This window comes from Pseudomonas sp. R1-7 (assembly GCF_051132105.1).
GTDB lineage: Bacteria > Pseudomonadota > Gammaproteobacteria > Pseudomonadales > Pseudomonadaceae > Aquipseudomonas.
This window is the reverse complement of the sequence record NZ_CP071661.1, coordinates 5,025,677-5,042,414: the sequence shown is the minus strand read 5'-3', so window position 1 is coordinate 5,042,414 and position 16,738 is coordinate 5,025,677. Positions and strand designations below refer to the sequence as shown.

Below are 16,738 nucleotides of genomic sequence, written 5' to 3'. Positions count from 1 at the left end.
GGTGGATCAGTCAGCACCAATACTGCTGATCCAGCACAATCGTCAACAAGGCCTCAATGCAGTTTCAACCGAGGCTCGGTCCCGCGCCCGATCTTGCTGCCCAGCATCAGCATCGCCGTGCGGAACATGCCGTACAACGCCATCTGGTGCATGCGATACAGCGACACGTAGAACATCCGCGCCAGCCAGCCTTCCAGCATCACGCTGCCGGTCAGGTTGCCCATCAGGTTGCCCACCGCCGAGAAGCGCGACAGCGAGATCAGCGAGCCGTAGTCGGTGTATTTGTATGCCGGCAGGGCCTTGCCTTCGATCCGCAGCTTCAGCGATTTGGCCAGCAGCGAGGCTTGCTGGTGCGCGGCCTGGGCCCGTGGCGGAACGTTGCGGTCGCTACCCGGCTGCGGGCAGGCGGCGCAATCGCCGAAGGCGAAGATGTTTTCGTCGCGAGTGGTCTGCAGCGTCGGCAGCACTTGCAGCTGGTTGATCCGGTTGGTCTCCAGCCCATCGATCTCCTTGAGGAATTCTGGCGCACGAATCCCGGCCGCCCAGACTTTCAGGCTCGCATCGATCACTTTGCCATCCGCGGTGATCAGGCTGTCGGCGGTCACCTGGCTGACGGCGGCGTTGGTCATCACGTTGACGCCGAGCTTTTCCAAGGTCTTGTGCACCGGCCCGCCGATGCGTTCCGGCAGGGCTGGCAAGACACGTGGGCCCGCCTCGATCAGGGTGATGTGCATGTTCTCCGGTTTGATCCGGTCCAGGCCGTAGGCATGCAATTCGTGGGCGGCGTTGTGCAGCTCGGCCGCGAGTTCGACGCCGGTCGCGCCCGCTCCGACGATGGCGACGCTGATGCGCTCGACGATATCGGTCTGCCCGGCATGGGCACGCAGGTAGTGGTGAAGCAGTTGCTGGTGGAAGCGCTCGGCCTGTTTGCGGGTGTCGAGAAACAGACAGTGTTGCGCCGCGCCTTCGGTGCCGAAATCGTTGGTGGTGCTGCCCACCGCGATCACCAGCGTGTCGTAGGCCAGTTCCCGGGCCGGCAACAGTTCTACGCCCGCCTCGTCATAGGTGGCGGCCAGTTGGATTCTTTGGTTCTCTCGATCCAGGCCGCTCATGCGCCCCAGCTGGAACTCGAAGTGGTTCCATTTTGCCTGGGCGACGTAGTTGAGTTCGTCTTCGGAGGAGTTGAGGGAACCGGCGGCGACTTCGTGCAGCAGCGGTTTCCAGATGTGGGTCAGGTTCGCGTCGACCAGCATTACGCTGGCCGTGCCACGTTTGCCCAGAGTCTTACCCAGACGGGTAGCCAACTCCAGACCGCCGGCGCCGCCGCCAACGATGACAATACGATGAGTCATGGGGATATCTCGCAAGGCTAAAGGAATTCGGTGCCGTTACCTGCGCGAGCGTCGATGATAAAAAGCGGCTCATAGCGTCAGGTAACTGATCAAACGGCTCAACAGGCCCAGGCCTATCGTGATGGCCAGTACCACCACCAGGAGCATCCACGGCCGGAAAGGCCGGCGCTCGACTCGGTGCTGGGACAGTTGCAGGTACTCTTCGACATGCTTCTGGTCATCTGGGTTCAGGCGGCTGGTCATATTGGCCTCGTCAGGTAGACGTTGCGGAATGTGAAGACGTTACAGCGTCCGGCTATCCGGCATTGAAAGTAGCGTAGCCGCTCGCCGGGACAGGTTCGACGGCCAGGCTGTCATCCAGGCGAATGATTCCGCTTTGTAGCACCCGCGCGGTAATTCCGCCATGGCCGCGTACGGCCTGGAACGTGCCTTCGCCTAGGTTTCGTTCCAGTCGTGCACAGGGTTGGCACCAGCCGGTGGTTTCGAAGATCGCCTGGCCGATGCGAAAACGCCGGCCCTTGAGGCTGAACAGGTTGATCCCGCTTACCACAATATTGCGCCGCAGTTCTTGAGGCTGCACCGGCTGACCCTCGGGACGGCCCATCAGTGAACTGATCACGGCCAGGTGCTCCCATTGAATCAACGTCACTTGCCGCGCATTGCGAATGCCGGGGCGGGCGTGGTCGCCGGTCAATCCGGCCTCCAGGCGCGCCTCTACGGCATCCAGTTCGACCATCGGCGCATGGCCCTGGGGACGCACACCGATCCAGCGCACACGGCCTTGTTGTGGCACGGCGGCGATCAGTTCCTGCAATGGACTCACAGACTGATCCCCACATCGAAGACGATGCTACGGCCCAGGTTGCCCCGCAGGAAATCCGGTGCATCGGGGTGGGCGAACAGCACCCGGGCGAAGGTCGGCCCAACCAGCGACAACGAGCGCCAGCCCTGGCGCAGGTATTCGGTCGGCGGCGGGAAATGGCTGTTGAGGTCCAGGACTTCGCGCTTGAGGCTGGCGAAGGCGATGATGTCCAGCTCCCCCAGGTCCATGCCGCGCTCGGTGTAGTTGTGGGCTTTCTTGCGCAGGGTCGGTGCCAACCTCATCAGGAACTCATTGGCCGGAATCCGTCGGGGCTTGGCCTCGCGCCGCACCAACTGGCTCAGGGAAAAGGCGCTGCGGCGACGCTGCAGCTCGTCGCGCCACTCGTCGTTGAGACGACGGCCTTCATCGAGCACAAAAAACACTTCGAAATTCGCATCGCGGAACAACACGTCTGGCGGCTCACCGGCGGGGGCGAACTCATCGGCGCGATAAGGCACGTTCAGCCCTTGCAGCAGGCGCTGGCAGACCCAACGCTCACGCTCCCATTTGCGGGCATTGGAGAGAAAGGCGTTGGCTTGCTCGGCCGCGATGGTCAGCAGGCGTAAATAATCGGAATCATCCATGAGCCCAAGCTTAGCGTTCAATTGCTACAAGCCCAAAGCGTTGCGTTGATTAATGGCGCCCACGTGCGCGGGTGTAGACTGCCGGCTTGAATCTCAGGGCTACGACGGAGTCCCTGATGCAAGGGCATGCCAAAGGAGTTGATCGATGATCGGTGCCGAGTTGCTCTCGCCGCAGACCCTGGCGGTTGGCTGGCTGATCTATGTGCCGGCGATAGCCTGGGCGGTGGCGCGGGCGCCGTGGGTCGAGCTGTTTACCGACAGCCGCCGCCAGCACCTGCTGTTTGGTACGGTGTTCGCCCTGTTCATGTTGTGGCTGGTACGGCGCGACTTCGACACTGGCGTCTCGTATCACTTCATCGGCCTGACTGCCGTTACCTTGCTGCTGGACTGGCCGCTGGCGATCCTTGGCGGGCTTATCGCCCAGCTTGCGCTGGTGCTGTTGGGGCGCCAGGACCTGATGGCCGTTGGTATCAATGGCGCGCTGTTGATTCTCTTGCCGGTGCTGATCACCGAATGCTGCGCGATCCTGGTGGAGCGTGCCCAACCGCGCAATTTGTTCGTGTATATCTTCTGTTCCGGGTTCCTGGCGGCCGCGCTTTCGGCGCTGGTCTGCCTGCTGCTGGGGCTGGGCCTGCTCTGGCATGACGGCATTTTCGTCATGCCTTACTGGCTGGAGGATTTCATTGGCTACCTCTGGTTGATCATCTTCCCCGAGGCCTTCATCAACGGCATGGTGGTCAGCGCATTGGTGGTGTTCAGCCCGGAATGGCTGGAGACTTTCAACCGCACGCGCTATCTGTCGGCGCCCTGGAACGATGACGACAAGCCTTGATTCACGTCAAGGCTGGGCCGCCTGCCGCCCTTCATGCTTTGGAAAACTTTCAGGAGTGCCAACATGAGTGTTTATGAGTGGGCGAGGCAGGAAATCCGGCGTAGTCACGATGCAGCGATGGAAATCGGATTCGATCCGGGCTTGAGCCTGCGGGCCCTGCTCAGTGCCATCGTGCAGCAGAGCAAGACCGTCCGCAGTGTGGATGACCTGGCCGATGAGCTGAGTTTCCTGGCGGAGAATCTCGACGATAGCCAGGATTACGGTTTCATGCGGCCCTGAGGATCAATGGTGGGAACGAGGATTGAAGTCTTCGCTGAACAACTCATCCTCGGCATCCGGGGCCACGGGGATCTTGTGTTCTTCCGAGGCCCAGGCGCCCAGGTCGATCAGCTTGCAGCGATCTGAACAGAACGGCCGGAATTTGTTTTCAGGGGTCCATTCCACCGGGGCGCCACAGGTTGGGCAATCGACGATTGGGGGTTGGCTCATGGTTGGCCTCCACGCAAGGTAAGGTAAAAGTGATGCAGGCGCTCGACCTCGCTGTGCAGCCAGGCGAGGTCGCGGTCGTTGACCACTACATCGTCGGCATGGCTCAGGCGGTCCTGGCGGCTGGATTGGGCCTTGAGGATCGCCTGGACCTGCTGTTCGCTGGTCTGGTCGCGCTGCAAGGTGCGTTCGATCTGCAATCGTTCAGGCGCGTCGATCACCAGGATCCGCTGGGTCATCGCGTATTGTCCCGACTCGATCAACAGCGGTGATACGAGGATCGCATAGGGCGATTGTGCCTGGCCCAGGTGGTGGGCGATTTCGTCGGCAATCAGCGGGTGCAGCAGCGTTTCGAGCCACCGACGCTCATCGGCATTCTCGAAGATCAGCGTGCGCAGCGCCGACCGATCCAGCGCGCCGTCTGCCTGCAACACGCCAGGACCGAAGTGCTCGGCAATTTTTTCCAGTGCCGGACGTCCAGGTTCGACTACCCAGCGCGCCGCATGGTCGGCATCGACCGCGTGCACGCCCAGGTCGATAAAGTGCTGGGCGGCCGCGCTCTTGCCGCTGCCGATGCCACCGGTAAGGCCGAGAATCCAGGGTTTTTTCGCAGGGCTGTTCATTAGAAACCGACTGACTGCCAATAGAAGTCGGTTATTTGACCACCCCAGAGCAACGCAATCCAGCCGGCAATCGCCAGATAGGGGCCGAAGGGGATCTGTGTCGATGTCGGCGCATCCCGCATGCGCAGCACAATGATGCCGACGACAGCGCCCACCAGCGAAGACAGCAGCAGTGTCAGTGGCAGGATTTGCCAGCCACCCCAGGCACCCAGCATCGCCAGCAGCTTGAAATCGCCGTAGCCCATGCCTTCCTTGCCGGTGATCAGCTTGAAGACCCAGAACACCGACCACAGCGCCAGATAACCCGCCACCGCGCCCCACAGTGCCTGGTGCAGCGAGACGAACAGCTCGAAGCTGTTGACGATCAGCCCCAGCCACAACAATGGCAATACGAGGGAGTCGGGCAGCAGTTGATGCTCGGCGTCGATCAGGCTCATCGACAGCAGGCCCCAACTCAGCACCATCGCCATCGCGGCGTGCCAGCCGAAGCCGAAGTGCCAGGCAACGAACGCCGACAGCGCGCCGCAGGCCAGTTCGGTCAGCGGGTAGCGCTTGCCGATGGGCGCGGCGCAGCTTGAGCAGCGGCCGCGCAGCATCAGGTAGCTCAACAGCGGGATATTTTCCCAGGCCCGGATACGGTGGCCGCAATGGGGGCATTGGGAATGGGGCAGCATCAGGTTGTAGACCGGACCAGGGGCTTGCGCCGGCAGGCCCAGCAGGTCCTGGGCTTGCAGGCGCCATTCGCGGTCGAGCATCTTCGGCAGGCGCCACACCAGCACATTGAGAAAACTGCCGATGATCAGCCCGAGCAGCAGTGCAGTGAGCACGAACGCCAAGGGGTAAAGCACGAAGAATTCGCTCAAGGGCATGTCAGATCGCAGAGCCGAGTTGGAAGATGGGCATGTACATGGCAACCACCAGGCCGCCGACGACCACCCCCAGGATGACCATGATGAAGGGTTCCATCAGGCTGGTGAGGTTGTCCACCAGATTATCCACTTCGGCTTCATAAAAACTTGCCACCTTGTCGAGCATGTCGTCCAGCGCGCCGGATTCTTCGCCGATGGCGGTCATCTGGATTGCCAGGTTCGGAAATATGCCGGACGTACGCATCGAGAAATTCAACTGCATGCCGGTCGAGACATCCTGTCGAATGCGTTGCACCGCACGCTTGAACACCACGTTGCCGGTGGCGCCCGACACAGAATCGAGGGCTTCGACCAGTGGCACGCCGGCGGCGAACGTCGTCGACAGCGTACGGGCGTAGCGAGCCACGGCGGACTTGTACATCAAGGCGCCGACCAAGGGCAGCTTGAGCAGCCATTTGTCTCGCCAATCTCGAAAGGCCTGGGAGCGCTTGAGCGCTTGTTTGACGCCGAAAAATCCACCCACCAGCCCGCCCAGCAGTACCCACCACCATTCTTGCAGGAACTCCGACAAGCCGATGACCATCAGCGTGAAGGCCGGCAGTTTTGCCCCAAAGCCTGAGAAGACCGACTCGAACTGCGGCACGACCTTGATCAGCAGGATGCTCGTGACCACCGCCGCGACGGCGATTACCGCGGCAGGGTAGGTCATGGCCTTCTTGATCTTGGCCTTGAGGGCTTCGCTTTTTTCCTTGTAGGTCGCGACGCGGTCCAGCAGCGTGTCCAGGGCGCCGGCCTGCTCGCCGGCGTCCACCAGGTTGCAATACAACTCATCGAAATACTGTGGGCACTTGCGCAGCGAGGCGGCGAAGCTGTTACCAGCGGCGACTTCCTGTTTCACCTCGTCCACCAGCTTGCGCATGTTCGGATTGTCGAAGCCCTCGCCAATGATGTCGAACGCCTGCAACAGCGGCACGCCGGCCTTGAGCATCGTCGCCATCTGGCGGGTGAACAGGGCGATGTCCAGCGGCTTGATGCGCTTGCCCTTGCTGAATATCGACGTGGATTTCTTGCGAACCTTGCCCGGATTGATGCCTTGTTTACGCAGCTGTGCCTTGACCAGTGCCGGGCTCTGGCCGGTCAGTTCGCCGGACATTTTCGTGCCTTTGCGGTCTTTGCCTTCCCACGTATAGACGTCGGTTTTTACTGCCTTGACCGCCATGTTCAATCCTTGGTGACCCGGTTGATTTCTTCGAGGCTGGTGATGCCTTGCATCACTTTGAACAGCCCCGAGGTGCGCAAGTCATTGAAGCCGTCCTTGCGCATTTGCAGGTCGATTTCCAGGGAGTTGCCCTCGGCCATGATCAGCCGTTGCAGCTCAGGCGTGTTCTTCACCACTTCGTATACCCCCACGCGACCCTTGTAGCCGTTGTTGCACTGTTCGCAACCGACCGGCTCATAGATCGTGAATGAGCCGATGCGTTCCCGGGGGAAACCTTCCTTGAGCAGGGTTTCCTCGGGAATCTCGATGGCTCTCTTGCACTGGGCACACAGCTTGCGCGCCAGACGCTGGGCAATGATCAAGTGCACCGCCGTGGCGATGTTGAAGCCGGGGATGCCCATGTTCTGCAGGCGGATCAGTGTTTCGGCGGCGCTGTTGGTATGCAGTGTGGACAACACCAAGTGCCCGGTCTGGGCGGCCTTGATGGCGATTTCGGCGGTTTCCAGGTCGCGGATTTCACCGACCATGATCACGTCCGGGTCCTGGCGCAGGAACGAGCGCAGGGCATGGGCAAAATCCAGGCCCTGGCGCGGATTCACATTGACCTGGTTGATGCCCTCCATGTTGATCTCCACCGGGTCCTCGGCCGTGGAAATATTGATGTCCACGGTGTTGAGGATGTTCAGGCCGGTATAGAGCGACACGGTCTTGCCCGAGCCGGTCGGCCCGGTCACCAGGATCAGCCCTTGCGGTTGCTTGAGGGCTGTCATGTACAGGTCTTTCTGCTCCGGTTCGTAGCCCAGGGCGTCGATGCCCATTTGCGCGCTGGAAGGATCGAGGATCCGGATGACCACTTTTTCGCCCCAGAGCGTGGGCAGGGTATTGACCCGGAAGTCGATGGACTTGGTTTTCGACAGGCGCATCTTCAACCGGCCGTCCTGAGGCTTGCGTCGCTCGGAAATGTCCAGGCTTGCCATGACTTTCAGGCGCGCGGCGATGCGGTTGGCCAGTTGGATAGGGGGCTTGGCGACCTCCCGCAGCATGCCGTCGGTACGCACCCGCACCCGGTAGGTTTTTTCATAGGGCTCGAAGTGCAAGTCGGAAGAGCCACCCTTGATGGCATCCAACAGCATCTTGTTGACGAAGCGCACCACGGGCGCATCGTCGCCGTCCTGACCGGCGATGGTGTCCTGCTTGCGGTCGTCGATCGACTCGATGTCCAGGCCGTCGAGATCGACATCCGCCATGCCCTCCAGCCCGGTGCTGCTGGATTCGAAGAATTTCTCGATGGCGTCGCTGAGCTTGTCGTCTTCCACCAGTATGGCTTCGGTGGTCAGGCCGGTGCTGAACTGGATGTCATTGATGGCCTGATGATTGGTGGGATCGGAAATACCCACGTACAGCTTGTTGCCGCGCCGCCATAGCGGCAGCGCGTGATGCTGGCGCACCAGCTTTTCGCTGACCAGGCCGGTGGGTTGGTTGTCCTTGTCGAGGCTGTTGAGGTCCAGCAGGGCGATACCGAAATGCTCCGAGGCGATTTCCGCCACCTGGCGGCTCTGGATCATTTTGTTCTGCACCAGATAACTGACCAGGGGCACCCGATTGCGCTGGGCCTGTTGAAAAGCCTCCTGCGCGCTTTGTTCGGTGATCAGTTCAGCCAACACCAATTGCTTGGCCAGGCCGCTGAGGGCGATGTCATTCATGGGGATACCGGACGCGGACTGTTCTTGATTTATAGCCTAGTCAAGCATCGGTGCCTGACCAGCGCGCAGAGGTGACAAAAAGCGTCAGATAGTGCGGTTGTTGGGGAAGCACGTAGGTCTTTTGCAGACGGGAAAGCCTTGATTGGCGGGGCTTCCAGGGTTGGCATGCGCTCTGCAATGGCCGTTTCAGGTCATGAGATTTCGACTCATGCATGGGAGATGTCTATGAGAAAGCAAAAGGGTTTTACGCTGATCGAGCTGCTGATCGTGGTGGCGATCATTGGGATCCTGGCAACGTTTGCGTTGCCGCAGTATTCCCGGTATCAGGCACGGGCCAAGGCGACGGCGGGGTTGGCTGAAGTTTCTGCCCTGAGGGTGGCGTTTGAGGATGTCATGAATCAGGGCACCAACCCGACCTTGGCGAACATTGGTGGCACGTCGCCCACCAGTAACTGCACCATGACCGTTTCGGGCACCGCATCGGCTGGGACGGGCAGTATTGCGTGCGCACTCTTGAATGCACCGGCCCCTGTTTTGGGTAGGACTATTACCCTCTCCCGGTCTGCTGAGGGTGTCTGGACATGCGCCTCGACAGCCGCTCAGGAATTCCTGCCAGCTGGCTGTACGGGCGCCGCTCCTGCTTCTTAACGACAACAAGGCCATTCGAGCAGACCCAAGCGAAGCCCCGCATCTGCGGGGCTTTGTCAAATTACAGAATGAGCAATTCCCCTCCTTAAAATAAACCTCAAGAATTCATAAGCTTAGCAACCCATCGAAACCCGCAACTTGCATGTACCAAATCCCTCGGTCATGCAATTTGCATGATAACGAAAAAAACCGCTTCGCTTAACTTACTGATTAATAAAGACTTTTACATTGTTTCAAAACTGGCACAGCCTTCGCACTACTCCTGACAACCTGCCGCGATGCACTTGCGGCAGTTTCTGAGAAAAACAGGAGTTACTCGTATGAAGAAGTTCGCTATCACTGCCGCTGCTGCCACTGCACTGACCCTGACCATGGCTAGCGCTTTCGCCGAGACCACTCAAGCAACTCAGGCCCCGATGATGCTGGCTGCGGGCGAAGTGACAGAGGCTAAGGAAGACGTTTCCGATACCTGGATCACCACCAAGGTCAAAGCCGACCTGGTCACCGAGAAAGGCATTCCAGGCTCCGACATCAAGGTTGAGACCAACAAGGGCGTCGTGTCCCTGTCTTCGACCACTGTCTTGAGCGATGCGCAGAAAGACACCGCCGTCGCGATCACCAAGAAAATCAAAGGCGTCAAGGACGTATCGGCTGACGGCCTGAAATCCGAGTAAGGAAAGGCTTCTCGCCTGGACGGGAGAAGGCGCGGCAAACGGGCTGGGTTTTACGCTTGCCGTCGCTTTGGAGTTCATGCGAAAGGCCACACGGACGTGGCCATTACAGGCCCCCGGCATTCGTGCCGGGGGCCTGTTCTATTCTGGAAAAGAGAAGGTGAGCCAGCCTGGGGAAACCAGGTTGCCCCCATCGCGAGCAAGCGCGCTCCCACATTTGACCGCATTCTTCCAGGAACAACCCGGCCCCTGTGGGAGCGAGCTTGCTCGCGATAGCGTTGGGACAGTCACCGCCCCCGGTTGCTGGTAATTTCCACCAGCCGATTGCCCTCGAAGCGCAAGTATTGGTACATCCCGCTATTGGGCCCGTAGGTCCATTCTTCCACCGGGTACTCTTCCCGGCGGTTGACGCTGCGTTTGTAGCCCAGGCCATCCCGCGCCGCCGGCTCGCCACATTTGCGCAACACCTCGCTCGAGCGATCGCCGACGCTGACCAGATGGCTACCACAGCGCAGCGTTGTAGCGGCCGAGGCATGGCCGCTGGCAAGCAACAAGCCCAGGCCGAGTCCGTACAGGTATTTCATTTCATTCCGCATCCAGATGCATTGGCGTGATGACGGTGCCGTCTTTTTCGGCCTGGCCGAGGCTGGCGTCGATGAAGTACACGCGGTCATCGGCCAGCTTGCCCTTGTCGACCAGGAAGTCCTTGATGCTGCTCGCCCGCTCCTGGCCCAGTTCGCGCAACAGCGCATCACTGCCGCTCCAGAACTTGATGACCCCTTCACGGAGCTTGTCGATGCGAGCCTTTTTATCCAGTTGCGTCCATTCGGCCGGTGGCTGGGTCTTCAGGCGTGTGCGATAGATGCCCTCCAGCAGCGGGGCCTTTTCATCTTCGGGTACCTGCAGCAAGGAAGCCTTGGCCGGGACTTTGTCGCCACGGCGTTGCAGCATCTTGTAGTAGTTGTACTGGTATTCGCGCTCCAGGCGCTGGGCGGCGAGCAGCGGGCCGTCGCTGCTTTCGGCGGCGGTGCCTTCGATCTCCAGGCGCAGCTCCGGTCGTTTGCCCAAGGCTTCGGACAACTTGAGCAGCACGCTTTCGTTCTCCTGGCTCAGGTCGCTGGACCCCGGGGCGAATGCCACGCTGCCCAAGTCTTCCGAGCCGCCGCCTGCCACCAGCCCGCCGATCAGCTTGAAGGGCGCCTGGGCCGCGCGGACCACCAGATTGCGCAAGGTTTGCCAGACAATCGGCATGACACTGAACTGCGGGTCATTGAGGTCACCGGAAACCGGCAGTTCGATGGAAATTTTTCCCTCGGAGTCCTTGAGCAGCGCGACGGCCAGTTTCAGCGGCAGGCTGACGGCGTCCGGGCTGTCGACCTTTTCCCCCAGTTGCAACTGTTCGACCACGACTTTGTTGTCGGCCTGGAGCTGGCCCTTGGTGATCCGGTAGTGCAGGTCGAGATTGAGCCGGCCCTTGCGGATGCGATAGCCGGCGAACTTGCCGGAGTAGGGCGTCAGGGTCGTCAACTCGACCCGCTTGAAACTGGTGGCGATGTCGAGGCTGGCCATCGGGTCGAAGGGATTGACCGCACCCTTGATGGTCACGGGTGCGTAGCGGTCGACCTTGCCTTTGACGTCCACCGTCGCGGGCTTGGCCTGTCGGCTGTCGATGGTGCCGATCTCACCGTTGAGTTGCTGGATGGCCGTGGCGAAGTTCGGCGTCAGGCTGAAGTCGGCAAAGTTGGCCGAGCCGTCGTTGATGGCAATGGCCCCGACGTGAATGCCCAGCGGCTTTTCCTTCGACGCCGGTTTGGCCGCGGTGTTCTTGGCCGGGCTGTCGGCCGGTTGCGGGATCAACAAATCGTCGACGTTGGTGGTGCGATCGTCGTTGATCATGAAGCGCGCGTAGGGCTGGAACAGATTGACCTTGTCGATCGACAGGCTGTCGCCGTGCTGGTAGTTGAGGCCCTGGAGTTCCAGGCGTTGCCATTTGAGGAAGTCGCGGGTCTTGAGTGTGTCGAGCGTGTGCAACTGATCGACCTGGGCTCGACCGGTGACGGCCAATGCCAACGGCTCGGTGCTCTTGAGGTCCACCACCAGATCGCTGCCGAGCATCCCGGAGCGCAGCTCCAGGCGAATGAACGGGTTGATGTAGGCCTGGGCGACTCGCAGGTCGATGTCCTGCGTCTTGACGTTGAGCTTTGCGGTGACCGGGTTGAGGTTGACCACGCCGTCGGCGAGAATCTTGCCCTGCTTGCCGAGCCCGGTATCGAGCTTGAGGTTGAAGGGCGAGCCGTTGAGGGTGTCGTAGTTTTGCAGGTCGAGGTTCAGCGGGCCGACTTCCAAGGCCAAGGGCGGCTGTGCCTGGCGGTCGGCCAGGTGCACTTGGTAGTTGCGCAACTGCACGTCTTTCAACATCACTTGCCATGGCTTGCTGGGCGTTGTCGGCTCCGGCTTGGGCGAGTCGGCGGCTGCCGGGGCCGACGCCGGCTCGGCCTTGACCTGCGGTTTGGCCGGCTGGCTGGCGAAGAGCTTCTGCCAGTCCAATTGTCCGTCTGCTTCACGAGCGGCCCAGGTTTCCAGCTTCTGGCTGCGGATCTTGCCGACGATGACCTGCTGTTTCGCCAGGTCCAGCGAGGTTTCGCTGACGTCCAGGCGCTCCAGCCTTGCCAGCGGGCGGCCATCAGGCGCCTTCATGGCGAAGGGCGCGACGCTGACGGCCGCATTGCTGAGCAGCAGATCCGTGCCCTTGGCGAGGTTCAGCTTGTAATCGGTGCTGAGGTCCAGCACGCCGTTTTCCAGCACCAGCGGCACCGCGTCGCGTACGTAGGGCCAAAAGGCTTTCATCTGGCCGCCAGTGATCTTGATCGTGCCTTCGGAGGCAATCGGGGTGAGGCTGAAGTTACCGGACCAGTCGAGCTGTCCACCGTTGGGGCCTATGGCCACCAGGGTCATGTCGGCACTGTCGTCGGGCAATGTACTGAGGTTTTTCAGCTCGAAATCGAGGGTGTCGTAAAGGAACTCGATGGGCTCGCTGGGGCGCAGATCCTGAAAATGCACGTAGCCGCTGGCGAGCTTGATCCGATCCACTCGCAGGGGAAACGGCTTGGCCTGCGGGTCGGCCGGGGTTGGCTCGCTGGGCGGCAGCTTGAACAGGCCCAGCAGGTTCAGTTGACCGTCCTTGGCGAACACCACGTCGGTCTTGGGCTTGTCCAGTTCGATGTCCGCCAGGTGCAGGGCGCCGGTCCACAGGCTGTCGGCTTGCAGGTTGGCGTAAAGGCGTTCGAAGCCGACCTGCTCCTTGCCCGGCTCGCCGATCATCAAGCCCCACAAGGTCAATTCAAGGCTGAAAGGGTTGAGTTCGATGCGCTGGATCTGGGCGGGCACCGTGGCATGGGCGGCCAGTTGCTGATTGGCTATGCGCAGGGCAATGCCCGGCAAGATCAGGAAACCCAACAGGCTATAGAGGGCCAGTGCGGTCAACAGGGCGCCGAAAGCGCGAATCAATCCTTTGGGCATGTGTGGCTTCGTCTGGTATGAATCGGAGTGCCTTGGAGTATGGCATGCGTTTACGGTTCCGAAGCCACTGTGCTTTATGAGATTTGTCCGTTTTTTCCGTGGGATTGCCGAGGCGCGATCAGAACTGCAGAATCAAGGTTTTGAGCGGTGGCTGTTGATCAAGCGACGGAAAATCGTCGCCGGGTGCCAGCACACTCCACTCGCGAACTGGGCGGCCAGCCTTCTGCGCGCAGCGCAACACTTGTTCACGCCAGTCGTCCATGGGCACTTTCGCCAGGTTGTTGCAGCAGATCAGCACACCATCCTCGGCGGTAGCGAGCAGCGCCGGCTTGAGCAGGCTCTGGTAGTCGCGCAATAAATCGACGGTGCCGAATGCGCTCTTTGCCCATGCGGGCGGATCGAGCAATACCAGATCGTACTGACGCTGTTCCAGGCGTACATAGCTTGGCAGTTTCTGTCCGCGCCGTTGGCTGACGGGCAAGCCGGCCAATTGGCGAATCGCTGGGAAATAATCCGATTGCACGAACTCCATCGCCGGCAAGTCGGGATTGAGCAGGCCGTTCTCGCGCCCCACCGCCAGGTTGCCTTCGGCGAAGTCCAGGTTGCAGACCTCCCGCGCCCCACCGGCCGCTGCGCTGAGGCCTACGCCACAGGTGTAGGCGAACAGGTTCAGCACGCTTTTGTTCCGGCTGTGCGCCTTGACCCAGCCGCGAGCGTTGCGCAGGTCGAGAAACAGCAACGGATCCTGTCCGGCATGGCGGCCGCGGACGCGGTAGTTCAAACCCCATTCATGCCCAACGAGGTCTTGCAGCGCGGCCTCGTCGGCCTGGTAGACGTTGTCCTGGCGGTCAACACGCGAATTGCCCCGGGCGCGATCGTTGTACACCAACAGGGTGTCGAGGCCCAGATGTTCATTGACGATGCCGTGCAGCTGCAGCAAGGGTTCCAATTCCAGCGACTGATGGAAACTCTGCACCAGCAGTTGCGGGCCGTAGCGGTCGACGGTGAGGCCGGGCGCACCTTCCTGGCTGCCGTGGAACAGGCGATAGCAATCGGTGCCTTGCTGGTGCAGTTGCTCGAGCAGGGCCTGGCGCTGGTCGAGGGCGGCGCGCAGCGCCAGATTCAAGGAAGACATGCCGGGCGCGCCTTAGGGAAATGAGGCGCGGGAGTTTAGCAGTTATGGATACTCGATATTGTCTGCAGGTTGAGTCAGGCAGCGCTTTTTGTGGCGAGGGAGCTTGCTCCCGCTGGGGTGCGAAGCGCCCCCTGTTTTCCAAGGGGCGATAGCGATTGCGTCTGCTGCGCAGCCGAGCGGGAGCAAGCTCCCTCGCCACGGGTTTTTGTATAGCCTCAGCGATTGAGGCGCTTGTCGATCAGCCCCTCCACCACGCTCGGGTCAGCCAGGGTCGAGGTGTCGCCGAGGCTGTCGAGCTCATTGCAGGCGATCTTGCGCAGGATCCGGCGCATGATCTTGCCCGAGCGGGTCTTCGGCAGAGCCGGCGCCCACTGGATCAGCTCTGGCTTGGCGAAACTGCCGATCTCCTTGCTGACGTGGGCCAGCAACTCCTGCTTCAGCGCGTCGTTGGCCTCGACGCCGTCCATTGGCGTGACAAACGCATAGATGCCCTGGCCCTTGAGGTCATGGGGGTAACCGACGACGGCCGCCTCGGCAATGTTGTCGTGCAGTACCAGCGCGCTTTCCACCTCGGCGGTGCCGATGCGGTGGCCCGAGACATTGATCACGTCGTCGATGCGGCCGGTGATCCAGTAATCGCCATCTTCGTCGCGGCGGGCGCCGTCGCCGGTGAAGTAATAGCCGGGGTAGGGCTTGAAGTACGTATCGACCATGCGTTGATGGTCACCGTAGACGCTGCGAATCTGCGCCGGCCAGCTGGACTTGATCGCCAGGACCCCACTGCCCGGGCCGCTGATTTCCTTGCCAGCCTCATCCAGCAGCACCGGCTGTACGCCGAACATGGGCCGGGTCGCGCAGCCCGGCTTGAGCCGTGGCGCGCTCACCAAGGGGCTGAGCATGATGCCGCCGGTTTCGGTCTGCCACCAGGTATCGACAATCGGGCAACGTTGTTCGCCGACGACGTTGAAGTACCATTCCCACGCCTCGGGGTTGATTGGCTCACCGACACTGCCGAGCAATCGCAGGCTCTTGCGAGACGTTTCCTGCAGGGGCTTGGCGCCTTCGCGCATCAGGGCGCGCAGGGCAGTCGGCGCGGTATAGAAAATATTGACCTGGTGTTTGTCGATCATCTGCCAGAAGCGCGAGCTGCTCGGGTAGCTCGGCACGCCTTCGAAGATCAACGTGGTGGCGCCGTTGGCCAGCGGGCCATAGACAATGTAGCTATGGCCGGTGACCCAGCCGACGTCGGCGGTGCACCAGAAGACTTCGTTGTCGCGGTAGTCCAACACGTACTTGAACGTCATCGCCGCTTGCAGCAGGTAGCCGCCGGTGGTGTGCAGCACGCCCTTGGGCTTGCCGGTGCTGCCGGAGGTGTAGAGGATGAACAACGGGTCTTCGGCGTCCATCGGCTCGGGCGGGCAGTCGTCGCTCATCCCATGCGTGGCCTGGTGATACCAGAGGTCGCGACCTTCGACCCAATCCACCTCGGCCTGGGTGCGCTCGACGACCAATACGGTGCCGACGTTCGGGCAGCTTTCCAGCGCCTTGTCGACATTGCGCTTGAGCGGTATGAAGCGCCCGCCGCGCACGCCCTCGTCGGCGGTGATCACGGTGCGGCAGTCGGCGTCGAGAATCCGGTCGCGCAGCGAATCCGGCGAAAACCCGCCGAATACCACCGAATGCACCGCACCGATGCGGGTGCAGGCGAGCATGGCGTAGGCTGCTTCCGGGATCATGGGCATGTAGATACACACCCGGTCGCCTTTTTTCACCCCACGGCTTTTCAGCACGTTGGCCAGTCGGCAAACGTGGTGGTGAAGTTTTTTGTAGGTGATCTGTGCGGATTCGGCGGGGTTGTCGCCTTCCCAGATGATCGCTACCTGGTCGCCGCGGGTCTCCAGGTGACGGTCGATGCAATTGGCGGTGACGTTCAGCTTGGCACCGGCAAACCAGCTGGCCTCGCCATTCTTGAGGTCATAGCGCTGGACGGTCTGCCACGGCGTCATCCAGTCGAGAAAGCGCGTGGCCTGCTCGGCCCAGAAGGCGCTGGGGTGTTCGATGGATTCCTTGTAGAGCCGCTTGTACTCGTCTTGACTCAGTTGCGCAGCCCGGCGGACGGCATCGGCTTGGGGGTACTGGCTGATATCGAACATGACGGTTCCTTATTCTTGTTTTGCGACAAGATATAAAGATGCGCCCAGTGAATATCGAGTTCAAGTTGTACATGGAACCAGT

Annotated in this window: 17 protein-coding genes; 4 read left to right on the top strand and 13 right to left on the bottom strand. The window is 61.1% G+C overall.

Annotated elements, in window-relative coordinates; translation table 11 throughout:
* Positions 1-53: 53 nt before the first annotated feature.
* From J3P79_RS22660 to J3P79_RS22645, 4 genes are all read right to left on the bottom strand, one after another.
* Positions 54-1,352 carry an NAD(P)/FAD-dependent oxidoreductase gene (locus J3P79_RS22660; RefSeq protein ID WP_434605766.1) on the bottom strand — a complete coding sequence of 433 codons (1,299 nt, stop codon included), beginning with the start codon at positions 1,350-1,352 and terminating at the stop codon, positions 54-56.
* A 69-nt stretch (positions 1,353-1,421) separates the two neighbouring features.
* On the bottom strand, positions 1,422-1,595 hold the full coding sequence (locus J3P79_RS22655; RefSeq protein WP_039593877.1) for a DUF3094 family protein: 174 nt from the start codon (positions 1,593-1,595) through the stop codon (positions 1,422-1,424).
* A gap of 52 nt (positions 1,596-1,647) precedes the next feature.
* Entirely contained in the window at positions 1,648-2,175 is a 528-nt protein-coding gene (locus tag J3P79_RS22650; RefSeq protein ID WP_434605764.1) for an MOSC domain-containing protein, read from the bottom strand.
* Entirely contained in the window at positions 2,172-2,798 is a 627-nt protein-coding gene (locus J3P79_RS22645) for a DUF1780 domain-containing protein (protein WP_030140261.1), read from the bottom strand. Before J3P79_RS22645 ends, J3P79_RS22650 begins: the two co-directional genes overlap by 4 nt.
* 145 nt (positions 2,799-2,943) lie before the next feature.
* Between J3P79_RS22645 and J3P79_RS22640 the strand changes: the two genes are divergently transcribed.
* Both J3P79_RS22640 and J3P79_RS22635 read left to right on the top strand, forming a co-directional pair.
* Positions 2,944-3,630 (top strand): energy-coupling factor ABC transporter permease, encoded by a 687-nt coding sequence (locus J3P79_RS22640; protein ID WP_434605762.1) that lies wholly within the window; start codon positions 2,944-2,946, stop codon positions 3,628-3,630.
* A gap of 63 nt (positions 3,631-3,693) precedes the next feature.
* Positions 3,694-3,909: a hypothetical protein gene (locus tag J3P79_RS22635; RefSeq protein ID WP_030140257.1), complete on the top strand. Its 216-nt coding sequence runs from the start codon at positions 3,694-3,696 to the stop codon at positions 3,907-3,909.
* 3 nt (positions 3,910-3,912) lie between these two features.
* Here the strand turns inward: J3P79_RS22635 and yacG are convergent, their stop codons facing one another.
* The 5 genes from yacG to pilB are packed head-to-tail and all read right to left on the bottom strand — an operon-like array spanning position 3,913 to position 8,530.
* Positions 3,913-4,119 (bottom strand): DNA gyrase inhibitor YacG, encoded by a 207-nt coding sequence (gene yacG / locus J3P79_RS22630; RefSeq protein ID WP_045156976.1) that lies wholly within the window; start codon positions 4,117-4,119, stop codon positions 3,913-3,915.
* Complete coding sequence (gene coaE, locus J3P79_RS22625; protein WP_434605759.1) at positions 4,116-4,739, bottom strand: dephospho-CoA kinase; 624 nt, start codon at positions 4,737-4,739, stop codon at positions 4,116-4,118. The genes yacG and coaE overlap by 4 nt, the downstream gene beginning before the upstream one ends.
* Complete coding sequence (locus J3P79_RS22620; protein WP_434605757.1) at positions 4,739-5,608, bottom strand: prepilin peptidase; 870 nt, start codon at positions 5,606-5,608, stop codon at positions 4,739-4,741. The genes coaE and J3P79_RS22620 overlap by 1 nt, the downstream gene beginning before the upstream one ends.
* A gap of 1 nt (position 5,609) precedes the next feature.
* Positions 5,610-6,827 carry a type II secretion system F family protein gene (locus J3P79_RS22615; RefSeq protein ID WP_039593870.1) on the bottom strand — a complete coding sequence of 406 codons (1,218 nt, stop codon included), beginning with the start codon at positions 6,825-6,827 and terminating at the stop codon, positions 5,610-5,612.
* A gap of 2 nt (positions 6,828-6,829) precedes the next feature.
* The gene (gene pilB, locus J3P79_RS22610; protein WP_434605755.1) at positions 6,830-8,530 is read right to left on the bottom strand and encodes a type IV-A pilus assembly ATPase PilB; all 1,701 of its coding nucleotides are present in this window, start codon (positions 8,528-8,530) and stop codon (positions 6,830-6,832) included.
* A 225-nt stretch (positions 8,531-8,755) separates the two neighbouring features.
* On the opposite strand from pilB, the gene J3P79_RS22605 reads away from it, so the two are divergent.
* Complete coding sequence (locus tag J3P79_RS22605; RefSeq protein ID WP_198725931.1) at positions 8,756-9,178, top strand: pilin; 423 nt, start codon at positions 8,756-8,758, stop codon at positions 9,176-9,178.
* Between the two features lie 320 nt (positions 9,179-9,498).
* Complete coding sequence (locus J3P79_RS22600; RefSeq protein WP_434605753.1) at positions 9,499-9,852, top strand: BON domain-containing protein; 354 nt, start codon at positions 9,499-9,501, stop codon at positions 9,850-9,852.
* Between the two features lie 284 nt (positions 9,853-10,136).
* Here the strand turns inward: J3P79_RS22600 and J3P79_RS22595 are convergent, their stop codons facing one another.
* The 4 genes from J3P79_RS22595 to acs form a co-directional block, all read right to left on the bottom strand.
* Positions 10,137-10,433 carry a DUF2845 domain-containing protein gene (locus J3P79_RS22595; protein ID WP_434605751.1) on the bottom strand — a complete coding sequence of 99 codons (297 nt, stop codon included), beginning with the start codon at positions 10,431-10,433 and terminating at the stop codon, positions 10,137-10,139.
* 1 nt (position 10,434) lies between these two features.
* On the bottom strand, positions 10,435-13,368 hold the full coding sequence (locus J3P79_RS22590; protein WP_434605749.1) for a DUF748 domain-containing protein: 2,934 nt from the start codon (positions 13,366-13,368) through the stop codon (positions 10,435-10,437).
* 118 nt (positions 13,369-13,486) lie between these two features.
* Entirely contained in the window at positions 13,487-14,503 is a 1,017-nt protein-coding gene (locus J3P79_RS22585; protein WP_434605748.1) for a class I SAM-dependent rRNA methyltransferase, read from the bottom strand.
* 215 nt (positions 14,504-14,718) lie between these two features.
* A complete protein-coding gene (gene acs, locus J3P79_RS22580; protein ID WP_434605746.1) occupies positions 14,719-16,656 on the bottom strand; it encodes an acetate--CoA ligase in 1,938 nt (645 codons plus the stop codon).
* Between the last annotated feature and the right edge of the window lie 82 nt (positions 16,657-16,738).

Bases quoted from the DNA above. Each gene is read 5' to 3' on its own strand.
- acs (WP_434605746.1), bottom strand. From the start codon at position 16,656: ATGTTCGATATCAGCCAGTACCCCCAAGCCGATGCCGTCCGCCGGGCT.
- J3P79_RS22640 (WP_434605762.1), top strand. From the start codon at position 2,944: ATGATCGGTGCCGAGTTGCTCTCGCCGCAGACCCTGGCGGTTGGCTGG.
- J3P79_RS22605 (WP_198725931.1), top strand. From the start codon at position 8,756: ATGAGAAAGCAAAAGGGTTTTACGCTGATCGAGCTGCTGATCGTGGTG.
- J3P79_RS22635 (WP_030140257.1), top strand. From the start codon at position 3,694: ATGAGTGTTTATGAGTGGGCGAGGCAGGAAATCCGGCGTAGTCACGAT.
- yacG (WP_045156976.1), bottom strand. From the start codon at position 4,119: ATGAGCCAACCCCCAATCGTCGATTGCCCAACCTGTGGCGCCCCGGTG.
- coaE (WP_434605759.1), bottom strand. From the start codon at position 4,739: ATGAACAGCCCTGCGAAAAAACCCTGGATTCTCGGCCTTACCGGTGGC.
- J3P79_RS22615 (WP_039593870.1), bottom strand. From the start codon at position 6,827: ATGGCGGTCAAGGCAGTAAAAACCGACGTCTATACGTGGGAAGGCAAA.
- pilB (WP_434605755.1), bottom strand. From the start codon at position 8,530: ATGAATGACATCGCCCTCAGCGGCCTGGCCAAGCAATTGGTGTTGGCT.
- J3P79_RS22590 (WP_434605749.1), bottom strand. From the start codon at position 13,368: ATGCCCAAAGGATTGATTCGCGCTTTCGGCGCCCTGTTGACCGCACTG.
- J3P79_RS22585 (WP_434605748.1), bottom strand. From the start codon at position 14,503: ATGTCTTCCTTGAATCTGGCGCTGCGCGCCGCCCTCGACCAGCGCCAG.
- J3P79_RS22620 (WP_434605757.1), bottom strand. From the start codon at position 5,608: ATGCCCTTGAGCGAATTCTTCGTGCTTTACCCCTTGGCGTTCGTGCTC.
- J3P79_RS22660 (WP_434605766.1), bottom strand. From the start codon at position 1,352: ATGACTCATCGTATTGTCATCGTTGGCGGCGGCGCCGGCGGTCTGGAG.
- J3P79_RS22645 (WP_030140261.1), bottom strand. From the start codon at position 2,798: ATGGATGATTCCGATTATTTACGCCTGCTGACCATCGCGGCCGAGCAA.
- J3P79_RS22600 (WP_434605753.1), top strand. From the start codon at position 9,499: ATGAAGAAGTTCGCTATCACTGCCGCTGCTGCCACTGCACTGACCCTG.
- J3P79_RS22655 (WP_039593877.1), bottom strand. From the start codon at position 1,595: ATGACCAGCCGCCTGAACCCAGATGACCAGAAGCATGTCGAAGAGTAC.
- J3P79_RS22595 (WP_434605751.1), bottom strand. From the start codon at position 10,433: ATGAAATACCTGTACGGACTCGGCCTGGGCTTGTTGCTTGCCAGCGGC.